Below are 20,043 nucleotides of genomic sequence, written 5' to 3'. Positions count from 1 at the left end.
CCACTATCGGTCTTTTATTTAGCTTGGTGTTCGCGGGCAATGGCTCGGTAGCCGATGTCGTTGCGGTAGAAACTGCCATCCCAGCGGATTTTCTCAGCCAGACGATAGGCTTGTTGTTGGGCCTCTTCAACGCTACGACCAATGGCGGTGGCGCACAGTACGCGACCACCGGCGGTCACAACCTGGCCCTCTTTTAGTGCAGTGCCGGCGTGGAAGACTTTGCCATCCAGTTGCGCCGCAGCGTCCAGGCCTTCGATCACATCGCCCTTGCTGTAATCAGCCGGGTAGCCGCCTGCGGCGATGACCACTCCCACCGTCGGGCGAGGGTCCCACGTGGCTTCGACCTTATCCAGCGCTTTGGCCAGTGCTGCTTCCACCAGCAACACCAAGCTGGACTCCAAGCGCAGCATGATCGGCTGGGTTTCTGGGTCGCCAAAGCGGCAGTTGAATTCGATCACCTTCGCTCGGCCGCTCTTGTCGATCATCAGCCCAGCATAGAGGAAGCCGGTGTAGACGTTACCCTCGCTGGCCATGCCGCGCACGGTTGGGTAAATCACTTCATCCATCACCCGCTGATGCACCTCAGCGGTGACCACCGGGGCTGGAGAATAGGCGCCCATACCGCCGGTGTTGGGGCCTGTATCAGCGTCGCCCACACGTTTGTGGTCCTGGCTGGTGGCCATCGGCAGCACGTTTTTGCCATCAACCATGACAATAAACGAGGCTTCTTCACCGTCGAGAAACTCTTCAATCACCACCCGCGAACCGGCTTCGCCAAAGGCATTGCCGGCGAGCATGTCGCGCACAGCGTCTTCGGCTTCAATGAGCGTCATGGCGACGATTACGCCTTTACCGGCGGCCAGGCCGTCGGCCTTGATCACAATGGGCGCGCCGACTTTTTGCAAGTAAGCCAGGGCCGGCTCAACTTCGGTGAAGTTCTGGTAGTCAGCCGTCGGGATGCCGTGGCGGGCGAGGAAGTCTTTGGTGAAAGCCTTGGACCCTTCCAACTGCGCGGCGGCGGCGGTGGGGCCGAACACATCCAGCTTGCGCGTGCGAAACAGATCAACCACCCCCGCCACCAGCGGCGCTTCCGGGCCGACGATGGTCAGCTGCACATTCTTTTTAGCAAAGTCAGCTAACGCTGCGATATCCAGCACGTCGATGGCGACGTTTTCGCACTTGGCTTCAGTGGCGGTGCCGGCGTTGCCGGGGGCCACGAAGACGGTGTCGACGCGCTTATCCTGCGCGACTTTCCAGGCCAGGGCGTGTTCACGACCGCCGCTGCCGATGATCAATACGTTCATGTCTCTCTCCCTCTGGAGGCGGGCCTGTGGCCCGATTGGTGGATAGATAAAGCGCTATCCACCCTACGAATGGGTGCGATGTAGGGTGGATGGCCGTAGCCATCCACCACGTCATCAATGGCGGAAATGACGCATGCCGGTGAATACCATCGCGATATTGGCCTCGTCGGCAGCGGCGATCACTTCCGCATCGCGCATCGAGCCGCCGGGTTGGATCACCGCGGTAATGCCATTGGCGGCGGCGTTGTCCAAACCGTCGCGGAACGGGAAGAAGGCGTCGGAGGCCATGACTGATCCCGCCACTTTCAAACCGGCATGCTCAGCCTTGATGGCGGCAATGCGCGCGGAGTTAACCCGGCTCATCTGGCCGGCACCGACGCCGATGGTCTGGCGGTTTTTGGCGTAGACGATGGCATTGGATTTGACGAACTTGGCCACTTTCCAGGCGAAGATCAGGTCGTGCACTTCCTGCTCGCTCGGGGCGCGCTGGGTGACGATTTTCAGCTCTTCTGCCTTGATCATGCCGATGTCGCGGCTCTGTACCAGCAGGCCGCCGTTGACCCGCTTGAGGTCCCAGCCGGCGCTGCGTTCGGCCGCCCATTCGCCGCATTCGAGCAGGCGTACGTTGGCTTTAGCCGCAACGATGGCGCGGGCCTCCAAGCTGATTTTCGGCGCGATAATCACTTCAACAAACTGGCGCTCGACGATGGCCTGGGCGGTGGCGCTGTCCAGTTCACGGTTGAAGGCGATGATGCCGCCAAACGCTGACTCGGTGTCGGTGGCGTAGGCCAGTTCATAGGCTTGGCGGATGCCGCCTTCGCTGTCCAAAGCCACGGCCACGCCGCACGGGTTAGCGTGCTTAACGATCACGCAGGCGGGCTTAACAAAGCTCTTCACACACTCCAGCGCGGCATCTGTGTCGGCCACGTTGTTGAACGACAGCTCTTTGCCTTGCAGCTGCACGGCAGTGGAAATACTGGCCTCACCTTTTAGGGCCTCGACATAGAACGCTGCGCTCTGGTGTGGGTTTTCGCCGTAGCGCATTTCTTGGGCTTTGACGAACTGGCTGTTGAAGGTCTGCGGGAAGGTGCCACGGTTTTCAGTGGACAGGCTTTCGGTCGTTTGGTCGATGGTGCCCAGGTAGTTGGCGATCATGCCGTCGTAGGCCGCGGTGTGTTCAAAAGCTTTGAGCATCAGGGCGAAGCGCTCGGCGTAAGTCAGGCCGCCCGCTTTCAGTGACTCAACGATACCGGTGTAATCGCCAGCGTTGACCACGATGGCCACGTCTTTGTGGTTCTTCGCGGCGGAGCGAACCATGGTTGGGCCGCCAATGTCGATGTTCTCAATAGCGTCCGGCAGGCTGCAGCCCGGCTTAGCTACAGTGGCGGCGAACGGGTAGAGGTTAACGGCGACCAGGTCGATCGGCTTGATGCCGTGCTCAGTCATGATGCCGTCATCGATACCGCGGCGACCGAGGATGCCGCCATGGATCATCGGGTGCAGGGTCTTCACTCGACCGTCCATCATTTCCGCGAAGCCGGTGTAGTCGGCCACTTCTACGGCAGCTACACCATTGTCTTTGAGCAGTTTGTAAGTGCCGCCCGTGGAGAGGATCTCCACATTCAGGGCGACGAGCTCGCGAGCAAACTCAAGGATGCCGGTCTTGTCGGACACACTGATCAAGGCACGGCGAACGGGGAGGCGGGTGGTCTGGTCGGTCATTTCAGAGTCCATCAGAGCTGAGGTGTCAGCAAAAAAATTACCAGCAAAAAAGGCGGCTTTGATGGGCCGCCCTTTTCGGGAGTTCGCGGTTACAGCAGATCGTATTGCTTGAGCTTTTTGCGCAGGGTGCCGCGATTCAAACCGAGCAGTTCGGAGGCTTTGGTCTGGTTACCCTTGACGTAGTTCATCACGGTCTCCAGCAGCGGCGCTTCCACTTCAGTGAGCACCAAGTTGTAGACGTCACAGACGTCCGCGCCCTCAAGATGGGCAAAGTAGTTGTGCAGCGCCTTCTCAACACTGCCGCGCAGGGTTTGCCCCTCTTCGCTAGGCGTATTCAGGTGCTGTTTTAAACTGCTGTTGTCACTCACGGGCGCCATCACACTTCCTAAAGTCTCGGTCAACATCGTCATGCGGCCACCCCTTCTCCATTGTTATGACGTTCGCTGAAAAACTCGCGAACGTTGGTGCACTGCGCGTCCGTACTGTCTATACGGTTGAACTGGGCGCGAAACTCCTTGGCGCCCGGCAAGGTTGCGAGATACCAGCTGACATGTTTGCGGGCAATGCGTACGCCCATAACATCGCCGTAGAAGGCGTGCAGTGCAGCCAGATGCTCAAGCAGAATACGTTCCACCTCATACAAGCTGGGTGCCGGTAGGTGTTCGCCGGTACGCAGAAAATGCTCAATTTCACGGAATATCCAAGGGCGGCCCTGCGCCGCGCGACCGATCAGCAGGCCATCAGCACCGGTGGCCGCGAGAACGGCTTTGGCCTTCTCGGGTGAGTCAATATCGCCATTGGCCAGCACCGGAATCGACACGGCCTGTTTAATCGCGGCAATGGTCTCGTACTCGGCCTCGCCCCTGTATAAATCAGCGCGGGTGCGGCCATGCACGGCTAACGCAACAATGCCGCTGTCTTCGGCGATCCTCGCCACGCTGATACCGTTCTTGTGTTCGCGGTCCCAGCCGGTGCGAATCTTCAGGGTCACCGGCACATCCACCGCGGCGACAACTGCCTGAAGAATCTCGCGCACCAGTTGCTCATCCTTCAGCAGGGCGGAGCCGGCAGCCTTGTTGCAGACTTTTTTTGCCGGGCAGCCCATGTTGATGTCGATGATCTGCGCGCCCAGCTCTACGTTACGTCTGGCTGCTTCGGCGAGCATCTCAGGGTCGCCACCGGCGATCTGCACCGAGCGCGGCTCGGGATCACCGCTGTGCATCATGCGCAGGCTCGATTTGCGGGTGTTCCACAAACGCACATCACTGGTGACCATTTCTGACACCACCAAGCCTGCGCCCATGCGTTTACACAGCTGACGAAAGGGCTGGTCAGTGACGCCCGCCATCGGGGCGAGAATCAGGGCGTTGGTCAATGTGTAAGGGCCGATGCGTAGCGCCGACATAGGGCTTCCCTGCTCAAGAGACCTGCTGTTGAACAAATAGGAGAGTGCTAAAAAGGGTGGGCATGATACCCGCTCTGAATGAGTGGATAAAGGCTGTTTTGAACAAATTATGAACAGTTGCGGGCTTATCGCGAAGGGTTTGGTTGTTGCGAAATTTCCAGCTATTAGCCCGCGCCGCGTTATTCCGGGGAGTGGAAACTCAGGCTGTAATTCACCGCTTGGGTGCCCGGATCGAGGATGTCCAAGGAGATATGGATCGGCGTTTGTGGCGGCATTTCTGCGTTACCCGCCAGCTCCCCGGCCAGGTATTCGCTGGGTTTAAAGCGGCGGCTGGCGAGCAGTTGGCCGTTGATATCGGCAAAGCGCATTTCCAGCAGCGGGAAAGGTTGCGAGAACGGCGCACGGTTGTAGAGGATGGCGTCGACGACCAGCGCACCGCTGAATTCGGGATGACTGCGTACCACCAGATTACTGCTTTTGACTTGGGCGATATCGACCTTGGACGGCAGCAGGCAGCCGACGCTCGGGCACAGTTGTTCAAACCACGGACGGTACTGATCTTGCCGGGCCAGCTCGTCGAAGTGATACATCACGTACTGCCCGGCCAAGGCCATCGCCCCGATTAGGTTCAGCAGGCCCCAGCCGATCCAGCGTCCCCAAGGTTTCTGCTGCGGCTGCCAGTCCAGTTGCAGCGGCTCATCATCCAGCTCAAACAGGTGTTCGTCACGCAATTCAGGTTCGGCGCGTAAGGCTTGTTTCGCTGTGGGCGGCTGGGCCTCTTCATCATCGTCACGCCGTGCGCTAAAAAGCTTAGGCTCGGCGTGCAGTGCAATGTGTTCGGCCTCAGGCTCTTGCCGGCGGCGGTCTATAACGTTGAACTGGTGCGCGGGCTCGTCAACGGGCTCGCTTATCGCAGCGGGAGCAGGTGCCAATATCGGTGCTGCCGGTGCACGTGTCGGTTGCACCTGTGGCGTCAGCGGTTGGTGTGGGGCGGTGCGGCTAGCGGCTGGCTTGGGCTGTTCATCCTGCAACAGGGCTTCTGCCCAGCGCTCGTCGAGCGGGTCGTGCTCGGCGGGCTCCGGTGCGAGAAAGCCTTCGTGGGTGTGAGTGGCGCTATCAATCGCTAAAAACTGTTTGGACAACTGCTGCTCTTGAGCGTCGAGCTTGGCCAGCTCTTCATCAAGGTTGAGGCTGTCGAGATCGAGGTCGTCATGAATCCACAGTGTGTCAGTGCTGGCGGGGACGGCTGGTATTGCTTGAGCGGCAACGGGAGTGACCGCTAGTGGCGCTGGCGATGTGCTCGGCAATGGCGCCGGTGCAGCGGCTGGTGCTGGCGGGGCGGTCAGCTGTTGGCCTTGCTCGCGCAGTTGTTGCGCGGCATTGAACACATGCAGGCAGGCTCCGCAGCGCACGGCACCATGGGCCGCGCCCAGCTGCGTAAGGCTCACGCGAAAGCTGGTACGGCAATGGGGGCACTGGGTGATGAAGCTCTGGATCATGCGGCAGTCCGGTTGAACAAGGCGGCTAGTCTAACGTAAGTGCTCGCTAATGCAGCAGGCTTGGAAGGCGCTGTGCTTAGCGGCGCACACCGCTGATGCGGACCCAGCCGTCTTTGTCAGCGGTCGGGTCGAGGGCAAAGGCCTGGTCATAGGCGGTGCGCACCTCTTCGGCTTGTTCGGCGAGGATGCCCGACAGCGCCAAGCGTCCGCCGGCTTTGACCAGTCCCGTGATCTGCGGCGCTAAGGCCACCAGCGGGCCGGCGAGAATATTGGCCACCACCACATCGGCCGGCTCCTGCGGCATGTGCTCGGGCAGGTAAAGCGGGAAGCGTGTGGGATCGATACCGTTACGCCCCGCGTTATCGCGCGAGGCTTCGATGGCTTGGATGTCGATATCAGTGCCGACGGCATGCGGTGCGCCGAGCAACAAGGCAGCAATGGCAAGGATGCCCGAGCCGCAGCCAAAGTCGATGACGTTACAACCCTGCAGGTTCTGGCTGTCCAGCCATTCCAGGCATAACGCGGTGGTCGGGTGGGTGCCGGTGCCAAAGGCCAGGCCCGGATCGAGCAACAGGTTGACGGCATCTGGCTCAGGCGCGGCGTGCCAGCTCGGCACGATCCACAGGCGTTGGCCAAAACGCATCGGTTGGAAGCCATCCATCCAGCTGCGCTCCCAGTCCTGATCAGCAATCACTTCGGCGTGGTGTTCCGGCAATTCGACGCCGGTGAGCAGTTGCAAGTGAGCAAACACCGCAGCGGCCTGCGTATCGGCCTCAAATAGTGCCAGCAGATGAGTGTGCGACCACAACGGCGTGGTGCCCAGGTCCGGCTCGAAGATGGGCTGGTCTTCGGCGTCCATAAAGGTTACTGAGACGGCGCCGACTTCGAGCAGCGCATCTTCGTAAGTTTCCGACTGCTCTGGGGTGATGGCGAGACGGACTTGTAACCAGGGCATGGGAAACCTCGTGAGCGTTGTGACGGGAGGGTGCAAATGGCCGCGCAGCTTACTTGATGCAGCGGTGCGGCGGCCACTGCCGAGCAGAAACGACAAGGGCTGCCGAATGGCAGCCCTTGTCTAGAGCCTATTTATGATCTGCTGTGCGTCGGGCCCTGCAGCGTTAAAAACAGGCTCTGATCGTGCTATGCCGCAGCTTAGTGCTTATCCATGCCCAGTTTTTTCTCCAGATAATGGATATTGATGCCGCCTTGGCAGAAGCCTTTGTCGCGAACCAGCATGCGGTGCAGCGGCACGTTAGTCTTGATGCCGTCGACGATGATCTCGTCCAGCGCGTTGCGCATCCGGGCCATGGCCTCGTCGCGGGTGGCGCCGTAGGTGATGATCTTGCCGATCAATGAGTCGTAGTGCGGCGGAACGGTGTAACCGCTGTACAGGTGCGAATCCACCCGCACACCGTTACCGCCCGGTGCATGGAAATGGCTGACTTTGCCGGGGCAGGGCATAAAGTTGTCCGGGTCTTCAGCGTTAATCCGGCATTCCAGCGAATGCCCGCGAATGACCACGTCACTCTGCTTGAACGACAGCTTGTTGCCAGCCGCGATGCTGAGCATCTCTTTAACGATGTCGATGCCCGTGACCATTTCCGTCACCGGATGCTCCACCTGCACGCGGGTGTTCATCTCGATAAAGTAGAAATTGCCGTCTTCGTAAAGGAACTCAAAGGTGCCAGCACCGCGATAGCCGATCTCGATGCACGCATCGACGCAGCGTTGCAGCACCTCAGCGCGGGCTTTTTCATTGATGCCCGGTGCCGGCGCTTCTTCCAGTACTTTCTGGTGGCGACGCTGCAGCGAGCAGTCGCGATCGCCCAGGTGGATGGCATTGCCTTGGCCGTCGGAAAGAATCTGCACTTCCACGTGGCGTGGGTTGCCGAGAAACTTTTCCAGATAGACCATCGGGTTGCCGAACACCGAACCGGCTTCGCTGCGAGTCAGCTTGGCTGATTTGATCAGGTCTTCTTCTTGGTAAACCACACGCATGCCGCGACCGCCGCCGCCGCCAGCGGCTTTGATGATCACCGGGTAGCCGACTTCACGGGCAATCTGCAGCGCTGTTTCTTCGTCTTCCGGTAGCGGGCCGTCGGAGCCGGGGACCACCGGCACGCCTGCGCGCTTCATGGCGTCTTTGGCGGAGACCTTGTCGCCCATCAAGCGGATGGTTTCAGCGGTTGGGCCGACAAAGGCAAAGCCTGAGTTTTCCACTTGTTCGGCGAAGTCAGCGTTTTCCGCGAGGAAGCCGTAACCTGGGTGAATGGCGGTCGCGCCGGTCACTTCAGCGGCGCTGATAATGGCCGGGATGTTCAAATATGACAGGGTGCCAGCCGCTGGGCCGATGCACACGGACTCATCTGCAAGGCCCAAGTGCATCAGGTCGCGGTCAGCAGTGGAGTGCACTGCAACGGTTTTGATGCCCAGCTCTTTGCAGGCGCGCAAAATGCGCAAGGCGATCTCGCCGCGGTTGGCGATCAGAACTTTTTCCAACATCGCTGGCTCTCCTCGGTTCAAACGATGGTGAACAGAGGCTGGTCGTATTCCACCGGCTGCCCGTTCTCACCCAAAATGGAGTCGATCACGCCGCTGGTTTCGGCCTCGATGTGGTTCATCATCTTCATTGCTTCAACGATGCAGAGGATGTCGCCTTTCTTCACGCTTTGTCCGACTTCAACAAAGTTACCGGTAGTCGGGCCGGACGCGCGGTAGAAGGTGCCGACCATCGGCGAGCGCACCACGGTGCCGTTCAGCTTGGCTGCAACCGGGGCAGCTGCTTCAGCAGCAACGGGCGCGGCAGCTGGAGCAGCGGGTGCAGGTGCTGGGGCGTACATTGGCTGTTGCATAAAGGCCGGCTGCTTGCTGTGCCGGCTGATGCGCACAGACTCTTCGCCTTCGCGAATCTCCAGTTCGTCGATGCCGGATTCTTCCAGCAGCTCGATCAGTTTTTTGACTTTACGAATATCCATAATGGTTCAACTCCCGGTAAGGTCAGGGGCGCTTAAGTTCAAGTTGTTCAAGTGCAGCCTCCAGGGCCAGCCGATAACCGCTGGCGCCAAGGCCGCAGATCACCCCTACAGCAACATCTGAAAAATAGGAGTGATGGCGGAAAGCTTCGCGTTTGTGCACGTTGGACAGGTGCACTTCGATGAATGGGATGCTCACTGCCAGCAATGCGTCACGTAATGCGACGCTGGTGTGAGTAAAAGCGGCCGGATTGATCAGAATAAAGTCGACGCCTTCGCTGTGTGCGGCGTGAATGCGCTCAATCAACTCATATTCGGCATTGCTCTGCAGGTACTGCAGATGATGCCCGGCCTCGCGCGCGCGACGCTCCAGATCCGTGTTGATCTGCTCCAGCGTCACTGCGCCGTAAACCCCCGGCTCGCGGGTGCCGAGCAAGTTGAGGTTGGGGCCGTGCAGTACCAGAAAGGTCGCCATGATTCTGAGTCCTTATTTTTTATTACTAGGACTATGCCGCGACAGCGCCGAGCTGTCCAGTTCTCGGCAGTAGTCGACATGATGGCCGCAGATTGCGTGAATTGGTGGGCCGCAGGGCCTAAAAGCGTTCGCGTGCTGTGGTCAGGCGGGCCGCGAAGGTCGCGGCGTCCACCTCGCCGACGACCCGCAGGTCTAGCCATTCGTCACCCTTGCCGTCAAACAGCTGAATGGCCGGTGGGCCAAACAGCTGGTAGCGGTCGAGCAGCGCGCGCTGAGCGGGGTTGCTTTCGGTGATGTCAAAACGCACCAGTTGAAAGTCGCTGAGCTGGCGGGCCACTTCGGTTGCAGGAAACACTTCACGCTCGATTACTTTGCAGCTGATGCACCAATCGGCGTACCAGTCGAGCAGCAGCGGGGTGCCATTGTTCTGCGCATTGCGCAGAGCAGCATCCAGTTCGGCGGGGGTGGTTACGGTTTGCCACTGGCTGGACTTCACCGCTGTGGCCTCTGCATTGCTAACCATTCGACCCAGTGGACGCAGCGGATCATCTTGGCCCTGCAACGCGCCGACCCAGGCCACCAAAGCAAAAACCAGAAATGGTAGGCCAAGCAGCTGCGCAAGTTTTTGGTGATGGGTTTTCGGTGTCAGCTCCAGTGCGCCGAGCCACAGCGCCACACCGGCAGCCAGTAAGCCCCACAGCGCCAAGCTAACCGGGCCGGGCACCACGCGCTCCAGCAGCCAGATGGCCACCGCCATCAGCAGCGCGCCAAAGAGGTTGCGCACCGCCACCATCCACGTTCCGGATTTCGGCAGAAGGGCGCCGCCGCCAACGGCAAACAGCACCAGCGGCGCGCCCATACCGAGGCCCAAGGCCAGTAATTTCAGACCGCCCCCTAGGGCATCGCCGCTGGCGCTGATGTACAGCAGTGCGCCGGCCAGCGGTGCGGAAACGCAAGGCGAAACCAGTACGCTAGACAGAACGCCAAGTGACGCGGCGCTGAGGACGGTGCCGCCTTTCAGGCGTTGGCTAAGGCGTTGCAGTGGGCCATCGATAGCCGCGGGCAGGCGCAGCTCAAGAAAGCCCAAGCTGGCCGCGCCGAACAGGGCGAAGAAGATCGCAAACGGCACCAGCACCCAGGGTGATTGCATGCGGGCTTGCAAGTTAAGTTCGGCACCGAACAGGCCCATCAGCGCGCCGAGGATGGCAAAGCTCAGCGCCATCGGCAGCACATAGGCCAGCGATAGCACCAGGCTGCGCATCCCGCCAGGTTGGCCGCGCAGCACTACGCCCGTGAGAATAGGCAGCATCGGCAATACGCACGGGGTGAATGTCAGCGCCAGGCCACCGAGGAAAAACAGCGCCAGGTCGGTCCAGCTCCAAGCGCTCGCGCCTTCAGCGCCGACGCCATTGGATGCCGCACCACCACCAATGGCCAGCACCTCGGTTTGCGGCGGGTAGCACAAGCCTTTGTCCGCGCAGCCTTGGTAGTTGACGCTGAGGTTAAAGGGGCGGTTGTCCGGGTTGTCGAGCGGTACCTCGACATCCAGCACCTCGTAATACACCTCTACATCGCCAAAGTATTCGTCGTGCTTGGCTTGGCCCGCGGGTAGAACCGCGTCGCCCAAGCGGATGTCCGCCGGCTCGCTGCTAAAGCTGAGCCGGTGGCGATACAGGTAATACCCTTCGGCGGCGACAAAGCGCAGTTTTACTGATTCGCCGGAACTGCTGATTAGGCTCAGCTTGAACGCCTCGCCCACCGGCAGGAACTCATTGCTGTTATTCAGTGCCGCACCTAGCTGGGCGGGGGCGGGCGGCTTATCGAACAGGTTGGCGCCGGCCGGCAATGCGACCAACAGCAAAAGCAGGCAGAGAAAACGGTGCATGGCGAACTCGTTATGCGAATGTCGCCGCATCATAGCGGGGCTAAGTCCCGCGCGCATGCCCAAGCCTGTAAACGGTTTTGTCTGCAGGCCAGATGGTGCGCGACATAGTGCCGCGGTTAGACCCTAAAGGCTTGTACGGCAGTGTTCAGCTGGCCACCGAGGTGCAGCAGTTGGACGCCCTGCTGGCGACCCTCGCCGATGCGTTGCAGATTGTCGCTGCCAAGCTGATGGATGCGTTCGCTGTGCCCGCGAATCTCGCTGACTGCGCCGCTCTGCTGTGCTGTGGCATCGGCAATGCGCTCGGCCATGCTGGCGATGGTACGGATCGCCATGACGATTTCATCCAGTGCGCCATCGGCGGCTTCGGCCTGGCTGGCGGTGGCTTCGGCGTGCTCGACCTGCGTGCGCATGGCCTGCACCGATTGCAGTGCGGCCTGTTGCAGGCGACCGATCAGTTCCTGAATTTGCGCTGTGGCGCCACTGGTGCGCTGCGACAGCGAGCGCACTTCATCGGCGACCACGGCAAAACCACGGCCCAGCTCGCCGGCCCGCGCCGCTTCGATGGCCGCATTCAGGGCCAATAGATTAGTCTGCTCGGCAATGCCGCGAATCACCGTCAGTACGTTGCCGATAGTCGCAGTTTCTTCAGCCAGGCGTTCGATTGCCTGGGCATTGCCCTGCACTTCATCGACCAGCGAATGCAGGCCGGCCAGGCTGTGGCCGATTACCTGCTGACCCTGTTCCAAGGCGCGGTTAGCATCGCGGCTAGCGTCAGCAGCCTGGCTGGCGTCCCCCGCCACTTGCTGAATAGTCGCTTGCAGTTCGCCGAGAGCGTCGCGGATCTGAGCGGTATCGCCGGCCTGGCGTTCAGCGCCGCTGTGCAAGCCGCCGCTGAGGTCGGCCAGGGTTCGGCTGGAACCAACCACGTGCTCCGCATGCTGGCGAATGGTGCCGACCAGATCGACCAAGTAGGCGCGCAGGCGATTGAGTGACGCTTCGATATCACTCAGCTCCTGGGTGTGCGAGCCGAGGTGGATGTCTGCGGCGAAATCGCCCCGAGCCCAGGCCGACAGTGCGGGTGCTAGATGCGTAAGGATGCGCGTCAAGCGGCGCTGGAGGGTGTCGATGATCAGCGCGATGAGCAAAATCACGCCAATCATCAGGCCAAGGATCAGCTGCACTTCGCTCTGGATGCGGCCGTGTTCGGCGCGTACTAAGGGTTCCAGCGCGGCCAGTGCTTGCTGCACCTGATCGATCTGTGTACGGGTGCTGTTGGCCAGCACGCTGCGCTGTTCGATCAGGCTGCGGGTGCGTTGCAGTTCGGCCGGGTAGCGGCTGATCAGGTTGGCCATGTCGCGTTTGAGAGCGATACCACGGTCTTCGGCTTGGCTGCTGTCGCTGCTGGCGTCCAGCCCCAGCAGATCGGCAAAGGCGTCACCAGACGACTGGCTGGCATCGGCTACGCCAAGCAGCGGCAGGTTGCTAAGCGCTTGCGCCTGTTTGCTCAGCCCTGCCAGCTCGCGCTCGACCTCGCTGGCCAGTTCGCTGCGGCCGCTGCGTACCAGCTTGTCGCGGGCATGGGCCAGGCGGGTGAGATGCCGTGCCGCGCTAAACAGCGGGCTTCGGTAATTGGCCGCGGCGCTGGCTGCGCCGCTGTCGGCGTATTGCGCGAGTTGCTCCAGCGCTGCGTCCATCTCGCGTTCTGCCTGCAGCAGCAGGCCTTGCGGGTCGGCGGAGAGCTTGCCGGCAGCCAGCAGCTGGTTGGCGCTGAAGGCTTTGAGTGCGACGAGGCTGGGGCGAAGGTTGGCGGCCAGTTGTGCGGGCAGCTCAGTCGTCGCCTGTTCGAGGCTGTCCAGCGATTTTAGGGCCGCGCTGTGGCGCAGGGCGTCGCCGCTATCCAGGTAGGCGTTGATGTTTTGTGCGGCTTCGCCCTGAAACTGCTGGGACAGGCTCAGGTAGCGCTCCATCAGCAAATAGGGGCGTTCCAGAGCGCGCTGAGACCACCACAGGGTGACGGCTAAGGCCGCGCAAACAGTGACCAGCAGCACGGTATTGAGGTTGGTAAATGATTTCAGGCGCATGAGGCTCGACCGATAACGAACGGTTCCGGCCGCCGACGCATGCGTCAAGGCGGCTACTAAGCGTCAGAACTTATTGCTTTTTCATGACCGTAATATGACGGAGCCGACTGCGTCACAGTTTTTTGCTGGGTTGCCTGCGGTGGCTAAGGCAGCAGAGCACGCACATTCAGTCGCCCTGATAGATCGCCACCTGATTTCGGCCGCCATGCTTGGCCACATACAGCGCGAGGTCAGCCTGTTGCGAGAGCAGTTTGCCGTCCAGTTGTGGCGCCAGCTCAGCGATGCCGCAACTGAAGGTGCAGGACAGGTCATGCGGTTGCGCCGAATACTGGATTTCCGCGAAACGCTGGCGGATTTCGTCGATAACTCGACGGGCTGATTCGGCGTCGGTGCCAGGCATAACCACGGCAAACTCTTCGCCGCCGTAACGACCGATATGGTCGCTCTTTCGCAGGCGTTGCTTGAGAAACAGCGCCAGGCTTTTGATCACCCGGTCGCCCATGGGATGGCCGTAGGTATCGTTGACCTTCTTGAAGAAGTCGATATCGATCATCGCAAAGCTCAGCGGCTGGCCGTCGCGTTCAGCACGAAAACGTGCGTCTTCGAGCAATTGCAGGGTATGCGTGTGGTTGTACAAACCGGTCAAGCTGTCACGCACCATGCGCGCCTTGAGGTTGCGCGCGCGGGAGGCGCGGTTGCGTACGGTGGCGATGAGGTGGCGTGGCTTGATCGGCTTAGTGAGAAAGTCGTCACCGCCTTCGCTCATGGCATCGAGTTGTTTGTCCAAGTCGTCTTCGGCCGACAGGTAGATGATCGGCACGCTGACATAGCGGTCGTTGTGGCGAATCACCTGAGCCAGTTCCGGGCCATCGCACTCGGGCATGTACATGTCGAGGATGATCAGGTCCGGCTGAAACTCCGCCAGGTTGCACATGGCTTGGATGGGCTCGGTCAAGGTGCGGGTGACGATGCCGGCACTGTTGAGTACGCGCTCGGTGTGCGTGGCCTGGGCCCGCGAGTCGTCGATGATCAACACCTTGTAAGGCTCATACTGCGAGACGTTGGTCAGTACTTCGATGCGCTCAAACAGGTTTGAGGCGTCTAGGCTGCCGGTGAAAAACTCCTGGCCGCCCGCGCGCACAGCCGATAAACGGGTCATGGTGTCGGTGTCTTCAGGGCTGAAGAACAACAACGGGATTGGATGTTCCAGGCCTTCTTGCACGCTCTTTGCCAGCAGCAGGCCGCAGCCAGGACCGGAAAAGTCGACTTCCATCAGTATCGCTGCTGGGTGGCGTTCGAGCATGGCGTTGCGGAAGGCATTGGCCGTGTCTAGGGCGATGGCGTTCATGCCGAAAAATTCCAAACGCTGCACCAGTTGCTCGGTGCGATCCGGATGCTGCAGTGCCAGATAAACGGGCTTGCGCAATGGCGGCAGTACAGTCTGCTCAAAACGATCGCCGTGGCGCAGGCCGGTGCGTGATAGGCGTTGCAGCAGTTGGTTAAGCTGGCTGATCAGCTCGCTGTTGAGGCGGCCTCGGTTATCGGCCACCAATTGCAAGCAGCTGACAATTTCTTGAGCCAGTTGGCTGTGCTCGGTTTGGTCGAAGCGCTCGGCATAGCGGTGCAGCAGTTGCGCCGCTTCGCGCAACTCAGTCATGCCGGTTTCATTCCACTCGCTGCGTTGCAAGCGTTGCCAAACTTCTAAGACCTGACGCGCCTGATTGATCACGCGCTGGGCGAAGTGCTGCTTGAGGCGGTCGCGGCTGGGGTCTTCTTGCTCGGTCATGGCCTGATTTCGCTGAATGCGGCGCGCGCCGCCGAGTAATGGCTTAATGCTGGCAATGTTACCACTGGCCATCACCCTTGCGAGCACCGTCGATCTATTGACGTCGGCCTTTTGTCGACGGCGTCGCAGATGCGCGACTGGGTCTATATGTGCTGAGCGTGTTGTTCGCTGCTGCCCAGCCGGCTGCGCTTCACTTATAGTGCAAGGCAATTGCGCAACCCTGCTCGCGGGTTGTGGTCGAATGGGCAGCGGCCGGTTATGCAGGCCGGTTGCGAACTCGCAATGTAGGTAAAAAAGGACACATGCCATGTTGGATTGGAAGAATCGAACTGCCGGCGCGCAACAGAGCACGGCAGGCTCAACCGCCACCTCTACTCGCGCATCCTCGGTAGGCTGGGTGCCGCGTACCGCCGGCGTCTTGCTGGCTATTTATGTGCTGCTGGCCGTGGTCGTGGGTTGGTACTGGAGCCAAGAGCCAGCTCAGTTTTCTGTGCAGCAGCGCGCCGAGGCGGCCGCTCAAGCACGTGGGCACAAGTTGGTGAACGGTTACACCACGGGTGAAACGCTCAAACAAGTGGCCAACACCTTGCTCAATAAGCCGGGTGGCTATCTGTCCAACGACCTCGCTCCGCCGGGCCTGTGGCTGGACAATATGCCGAGCTGGGAATTTGGCGTGCTGGTGCAGGTGCGTGATATGTCGCGTGCCATGCGTAAGGACTTCACCCGTTCGCAGTCGCAGTCCACCGAGGACCCGGATTTGGCCAAAGCCGAGCCGCGCTTCCACTTCGACAACAAGAGCTGGGCGCTGCCGGCTTCTGAGGCTGAATACGCCGAAGGCATCAAGTCGCTTGATCGCTACTTGGCGCGCTTATCCGACCCGAGCCGAACCGATGCGCAGTTCTACACCCGCGCCGACAACCTGAATAATTGGTTGGGCGATGCCGCAACGCGTTTGGGTTCGTTGTCGCAGCGCCTTTCAGCCAGCGTTGGCCAGGTTCGCTTAAACACCGCAGAAGTGGACCCAAGCCAAGCTGACAGCGTTTCGCAAGCCAACTTTGTCGAGGGCGCGGCCAACGAAACGCCTTGGATGCAGATCGACAACGTGTTCTATGAAGCCCGTGGTCAGGCCTGGGCGTTGGCGCATTTGCTGCGTGCCATTGAGGTGGACTTTGCCGATGTGCTGGCCAAGAAAAATGCCACCGTCAGCGTGCGGCAGATTATTCGCGAGCTGGAAGCCGCACAGGAACCACTGTGGAGCCCGATGATCCTTAACGGTAGCGGCTATGGCCTGCTGGCTAACCATTCGCTGGTGATGGCCAACTACATTTCGCGGGCCAATGCGGGCTTGATTGATTTACGCCAACTGCTGTCGCAGGGCTGATCGGTGCCCTGGACTGCGGCTGAGGTGGCGCACCGCGCTGCCTCTGACAGCGAACGCATCGCTTGGGTCGACGAAGATGACCTGCTGCTCGGCGGGGTGATGCGCAGCGAATTTCGCCAACGCCATTTACGTGGCCGAGGCACGTATATTTTGCTGTTTAACAGTGCCGGCTTGTTGTGCGTGCACCGGCGCACCCTGAGCAAAGCGCTGTACCCGGGCTACTGGGATATGGCGGCTGGCGGCATGGTGCTCGAAGACGAAAGCTACGCTGAATCGGCGGCTCGCGAGCTGGCGGAGGAACTGGGCATCTGCGATTGCGTGTTGGTTGAGCAGGCGCACTTTCGTTACGACGCCGCAGAAAGCCGGTTGTGGTGCAGGGTCTATTCGACGGTGTCTGATGCGCCGTTGGTGCTGCAACCGGAGGAAGTGCTGGAAGCGCGCTTTATTCCCATCGAAGAAGCCTTGGCCGAAGCTCAGCATTTGCCTTATTGCCCTGACTCGCTGGCCGCTTTGCAGCGTTATTTAGCGGCTATTGCGTAGGCTGGTTATCGCAGGCTCAACCTACGCTGTCCGCCTCATCCTACGGCCTTAACCAGTGGTGCTAACGCCACGCCGTGTAAGGCTTTGTGCAGGATAAGTGGACGCTTTGTTCGGCATCCTGCACAGCGTCGCCAATGCGCCGATTAATGGCGCATTTTTGCCCTTAGCAGCTGGGCTTTTTGCCGTTACACTGCGCCGCCTTCAAGCCTTGGTCGTGTCTCACCAAGGTGCGCTGCCCCTGCCAGAGTGGGGCCTTGCGGTCGACAGGCTTGCTCAGTCGACCAGTCGCTATCCTGACCCCTTCGAGGACAAACCGGTGGTCAAGAAAGCTTCCTCATTTGCCGCCCTCAGCGGCTTGGTGTACTCCACCGACAGCGGCCGGCATTGCCCGGACTGCAACCAGCCGGTGGGCGCTTGCACCTGCAAACAAACCCACATCCCTGACGGTGATGGTATCGCCCGCGTGCGCCGCGAAACCAAGGGCCGCGGCGGCAAAACAGTGACCAGCATCAGCGGCGTGCCGCTGGCCGAAGAGCCGCTGAAAGAGCTGGTCACGACGCTAAAAAAGCGCTGCGGCTGCGGCGGCTCGCTCAAAGATGGGGTCATCGAAATTCAAGGTGATCATGTCGAATTGCTAATCGCTGAACTGATCAAGCACGGCTTTAAAGCCAAGAAGTCCGGCGGCTGATCCATTTTTTTCTAAACGTGCTCGGCAGTTGCGTTGTCAATTGCCGGGTTATGGCCATTTCCAGACTTTAATTTGTACGCGCCTTGGCTATGCCAGGGCCATTATCGCCAGTAAGGGAGACTTCAATGTCTGCACGACGCACACGCAAAGATGACGGCAGCCAGTGGACCGTAGCGGACAGCCGCAGCGTTTATGGCATTCGCCATTGGGGCGCGGGCTATTTCGCGATCAGTGACAAGGGCCGTGTCGAAGTTCGCCCTAATGGCCCGCAAAGCACGCCAATCGACTTGTATGAACAGATCGATCAGCTGCGTTCCAGCGGCCTGTCACTGCCGCTGCTGGTGCGCTTCCCGGACATCCTGCAAGACCGCGTACGCCAGCTGACCGGGGCTTTCGACGCCAATATCGCCCGGCTTGAATACCAGAGCCCGTACACCGCGCTGTACCCAATCAAGGTTAACCAGCAGGAAGCGGTGGTGGAAAACATCATTGCCACCAAAGACGTTTCTATCGGTCTGGAGGCCGGCTCCAAGCCAGAGCTGATGGCTGTGCTGGCGCTGGCGCCGAAGGGTGGCACCATTGTCTGCAACGGTTACAAAGACCGTGAATTTATCAAGCTGGCGCTGATGGGGCAGAAGCTCGGTCACAACGTGTTTATCGTGATTGAGAAAGAGTCCGAAGTGCAGTTGGTGATCGAGGAGGCGGCCGACCTTAAGGTCTGTCCACAGATCGGCCTGCGCGTGCGCTTGTCTTCACTGGCATCCAGCAAATGGGCTGATACCGGCGGCGAGAAGTCCAAATTTGGCCTGTCGGCGGCGCAGTTGCTGTCGGTGGTTGAGCGCTTCCGCGCTGCCGATTTGGACCAAGGCATCCGTCTGCTGCATTTCCATATGGGTTCGCAGATCGCCAACCTGGCGGATTACCAGCACGGCTTTAAAGAGGCTATTCGCTATTACGGCGAGCTGCGCGGTCTCGGCTTGCCGGTTGACCACATCGACGTCGGCGGCGGCTTGGGCGTGGACTACGATGGCACCCATTCGCGCAACGACAGCTCGATCAACTACGACATGGACGATTACGCCGGTGTCGTGGTCGGCATGCTCAAAGAGTTCTGCGACGCTCAAGAGCTGCCGCACCCGCATATTTTCTCGGAAAGCGGCCGCTCGCTGACCGCCCACCACGCCGTGCTGGTGGTGCAGGTTACCGATGTGGAAAAGCATAACGACGCGATCCCTAAGATCGAGGACGTAACCGACCTGCCGGAAACGGTGCGTTATCTGGTTGAGCTGCTTGGCCCGACCGATATTGAGATGGTCACCGAGACTTACTGGCGCGCCACGCATTACATGAGCGATGTGGCCACCCAGTACGCCGATGGCAAGCTCAGCCTGACCGAGAAGGCCCTAGCCGAGCAGTGCTACTTTGCTGTGTGCCGGCGCCTGCACAACTCGCTGAAAGCCCGCCAGCGCTCGCACCGTCAAGTGCTGGATGAGCTGAACGACAAGCTGGCCGACAAGTACATCTGCAACTTCTCAGTATTCCAGAGCCTGCCGGACACGTGGGCGATTGGCCAAGTGCTGCCGATTCTGCCGCTCAATCGCTTAGACGAGGAGCCCATGCGTCGCGCGGTGCTGCAAGACTTGACCTGCGACTCTGACGGCAAAATCCGCCAGTACGTCGACGAGCAGAGCATCGAGACCAGCTTGCCGGTGCACGAGGTGCGTGAGGGTGAGGACTACTTGCTGGGCATCTTCCTGGTCGGCGCTTACCAGGAAATTCTCGGCGACATGCACAACCTGTTTGGTGATACCGATTCGGTCAACATCTACCAGAACCAAGATGGCAGCGTGTACCACGCCGGCATTGAAACCCACGACACCATCGAGGACATGCTGCGCTACGTGCACCTGTCGCCGGAGGAGTTGATGAACCACTACCGCGACAAAGTGGCCAGCGCCAAAATCACCCCGCGTGAGCGCACGCAATACCTTGATGCGCTGCGCCTGGGCCTGACCCGCTCGTCTTACTTGTCGTAATAGCCGCAGGCTGTATACAAAAGACCCTGCAGCGCAGGGTCTTTTGTCGTGTGCAGCGTGCCTCGTGCAGCGGCGCTGTTGGCAGGCTCGTGCGGTAAGCTGTCTCGAGTCAGCGGCGCGACAGGTTGTGAGTCCTATAAAACAGGCCGCCACCCAGTGTTTATGCCTGCATTTATGGCTCCGTTTGCTCGCCCAGTGCTGCTGAGGGTGGGCGCTTGGCACGGATTGACGTATAACGGGCGGCAGAGTCGACTTGGGCAACACAGGAC

The 20,043-nt window shown here is 60.2% G+C and carries 16 protein-coding genes; 4 read left to right on the top strand and 12 right to left on the bottom strand.

Going from position 1 to position 20,043, the window contains the following annotated elements:
- Positions 1-14 precede the first annotated feature (14 nt).
- From purD to WF513_RS14855, 12 genes are all read right to left on the bottom strand, one after another.
- On the bottom strand, positions 15-1,304 hold the full coding sequence (gene purD, locus WF513_RS14910; RefSeq protein ID WP_339080170.1) for a phosphoribosylamine--glycine ligase: 1,290 nt from the start codon (positions 1,302-1,304) through the stop codon (positions 15-17).
- Between the two features lie 114 nt (positions 1,305-1,418).
- Positions 1,419-3,026, bottom strand: coding sequence for a bifunctional phosphoribosylaminoimidazolecarboxamide formyltransferase/IMP cyclohydrolase (gene purH, locus WF513_RS14905; protein WP_339080169.1), 1,608 nt, complete (start codon positions 3,024-3,026; stop codon positions 1,419-1,421).
- An 89-nt stretch (positions 3,027-3,115) separates the two neighbouring features.
- On the bottom strand, positions 3,116-3,436 hold the full coding sequence (fis, locus tag WF513_RS14900) for a DNA-binding transcriptional regulator Fis (protein WP_339080168.1): 321 nt from the start codon (positions 3,434-3,436) through the stop codon (positions 3,116-3,118).
- On the bottom strand, positions 3,433-4,431 hold the full coding sequence (gene dusB, locus WF513_RS14895; RefSeq protein ID WP_339080167.1) for a tRNA dihydrouridine synthase DusB: 999 nt from the start codon (positions 4,429-4,431) through the stop codon (positions 3,433-3,435). The genes fis and dusB overlap by 4 nt, the downstream gene beginning before the upstream one ends.
- Before the next feature lie 179 nt (positions 4,432-4,610).
- Positions 4,611-5,930, bottom strand: coding sequence for a DUF3426 domain-containing protein (locus WF513_RS14890; protein WP_339080166.1), 1,320 nt, complete (start codon positions 5,928-5,930; stop codon positions 4,611-4,613).
- 76 nt (positions 5,931-6,006) lie between these two features.
- Entirely contained in the window at positions 6,007-6,885 is an 879-nt protein-coding gene (gene prmA / locus WF513_RS14885) for a 50S ribosomal protein L11 methyltransferase (RefSeq protein WP_339080165.1), read from the bottom strand.
- A 197-nt stretch (positions 6,886-7,082) separates the two neighbouring features.
- Positions 7,083-8,432: an acetyl-CoA carboxylase biotin carboxylase subunit gene (accC, locus tag WF513_RS14880; RefSeq protein WP_339080164.1), complete on the bottom strand. Its 1,350-nt coding sequence runs from the start codon at positions 8,430-8,432 to the stop codon at positions 7,083-7,085.
- 17 nt (positions 8,433-8,449) lie between these two features.
- Complete coding sequence (accB, locus tag WF513_RS14875) at positions 8,450-8,905, bottom strand: acetyl-CoA carboxylase biotin carboxyl carrier protein (protein ID WP_339080163.1); 456 nt, start codon at positions 8,903-8,905, stop codon at positions 8,450-8,452.
- A 22-nt stretch (positions 8,906-8,927) separates the two neighbouring features.
- A complete protein-coding gene (aroQ, locus tag WF513_RS14870) occupies positions 8,928-9,377 on the bottom strand; it encodes a type II 3-dehydroquinate dehydratase (RefSeq protein ID WP_339080162.1) in 450 nt (149 codons plus the stop codon).
- Positions 9,378-9,495: 118 nt separating this feature from the next.
- A complete protein-coding gene (locus WF513_RS14865) occupies positions 9,496-11,262 on the bottom strand; it encodes a protein-disulfide reductase DsbD (RefSeq protein ID WP_339080161.1) in 1,767 nt (588 codons plus the stop codon).
- Between the two features lie 116 nt (positions 11,263-11,378).
- Complete coding sequence (locus WF513_RS14860; RefSeq protein WP_339080160.1) at positions 11,379-13,343, bottom strand: methyl-accepting chemotaxis protein; 1,965 nt, start codon at positions 13,341-13,343, stop codon at positions 11,379-11,381.
- A 166-nt stretch (positions 13,344-13,509) separates the two neighbouring features.
- On the bottom strand, positions 13,510-15,129 hold the full coding sequence (locus tag WF513_RS14855; RefSeq protein WP_339083605.1) for a PleD family two-component system response regulator: 1,620 nt from the start codon (positions 15,127-15,129) through the stop codon (positions 13,510-13,512).
- A gap of 307 nt (positions 15,130-15,436) precedes the next feature.
- Here WF513_RS14855 and WF513_RS14850 point away from each other — a divergent pair, with 307 nt between their 5' ends.
- The 4 genes from WF513_RS14850 to speA all read left to right on the top strand — a co-directional run bounded on the left by WF513_RS14850 (position 15,437) and on the right by speA (position 19,774).
- Positions 15,437-16,510 (top strand): DUF2333 family protein, encoded by a 1,074-nt coding sequence (locus WF513_RS14850; RefSeq protein ID WP_339080159.1) that lies wholly within the window; start codon positions 15,437-15,439, stop codon positions 16,508-16,510.
- Between the two features lie 3 nt (positions 16,511-16,513).
- A complete protein-coding gene (locus tag WF513_RS14845) occupies positions 16,514-17,050 on the top strand; it encodes an NUDIX hydrolase (protein ID WP_339080158.1) in 537 nt (178 codons plus the stop codon).
- A gap of 316 nt (positions 17,051-17,366) precedes the next feature.
- Positions 17,367-17,738 (top strand): translation initiation factor Sui1, encoded by a 372-nt coding sequence (locus WF513_RS14840; RefSeq protein WP_339083603.1) that lies wholly within the window; start codon positions 17,367-17,369, stop codon positions 17,736-17,738.
- 125 nt (positions 17,739-17,863) lie between these two features.
- On the top strand, positions 17,864-19,774 hold the full coding sequence (gene speA, locus WF513_RS14835) for an arginine decarboxylase (RefSeq protein ID WP_339080157.1): 1,911 nt from the start codon (positions 17,864-17,866) through the stop codon (positions 19,772-19,774).
- Positions 19,775-20,043 lie beyond the last annotated feature (269 nt).

The sequence above is a fragment of the Pseudomonas sp. TMP9 genome (genome assembly GCF_037943105.1).
Lineage (GTDB): Bacteria > Pseudomonadota > Gammaproteobacteria > Pseudomonadales > Pseudomonadaceae > Aquipseudomonas.
This window is presented reverse-complemented; position numbering and strand designations above follow the sequence as displayed.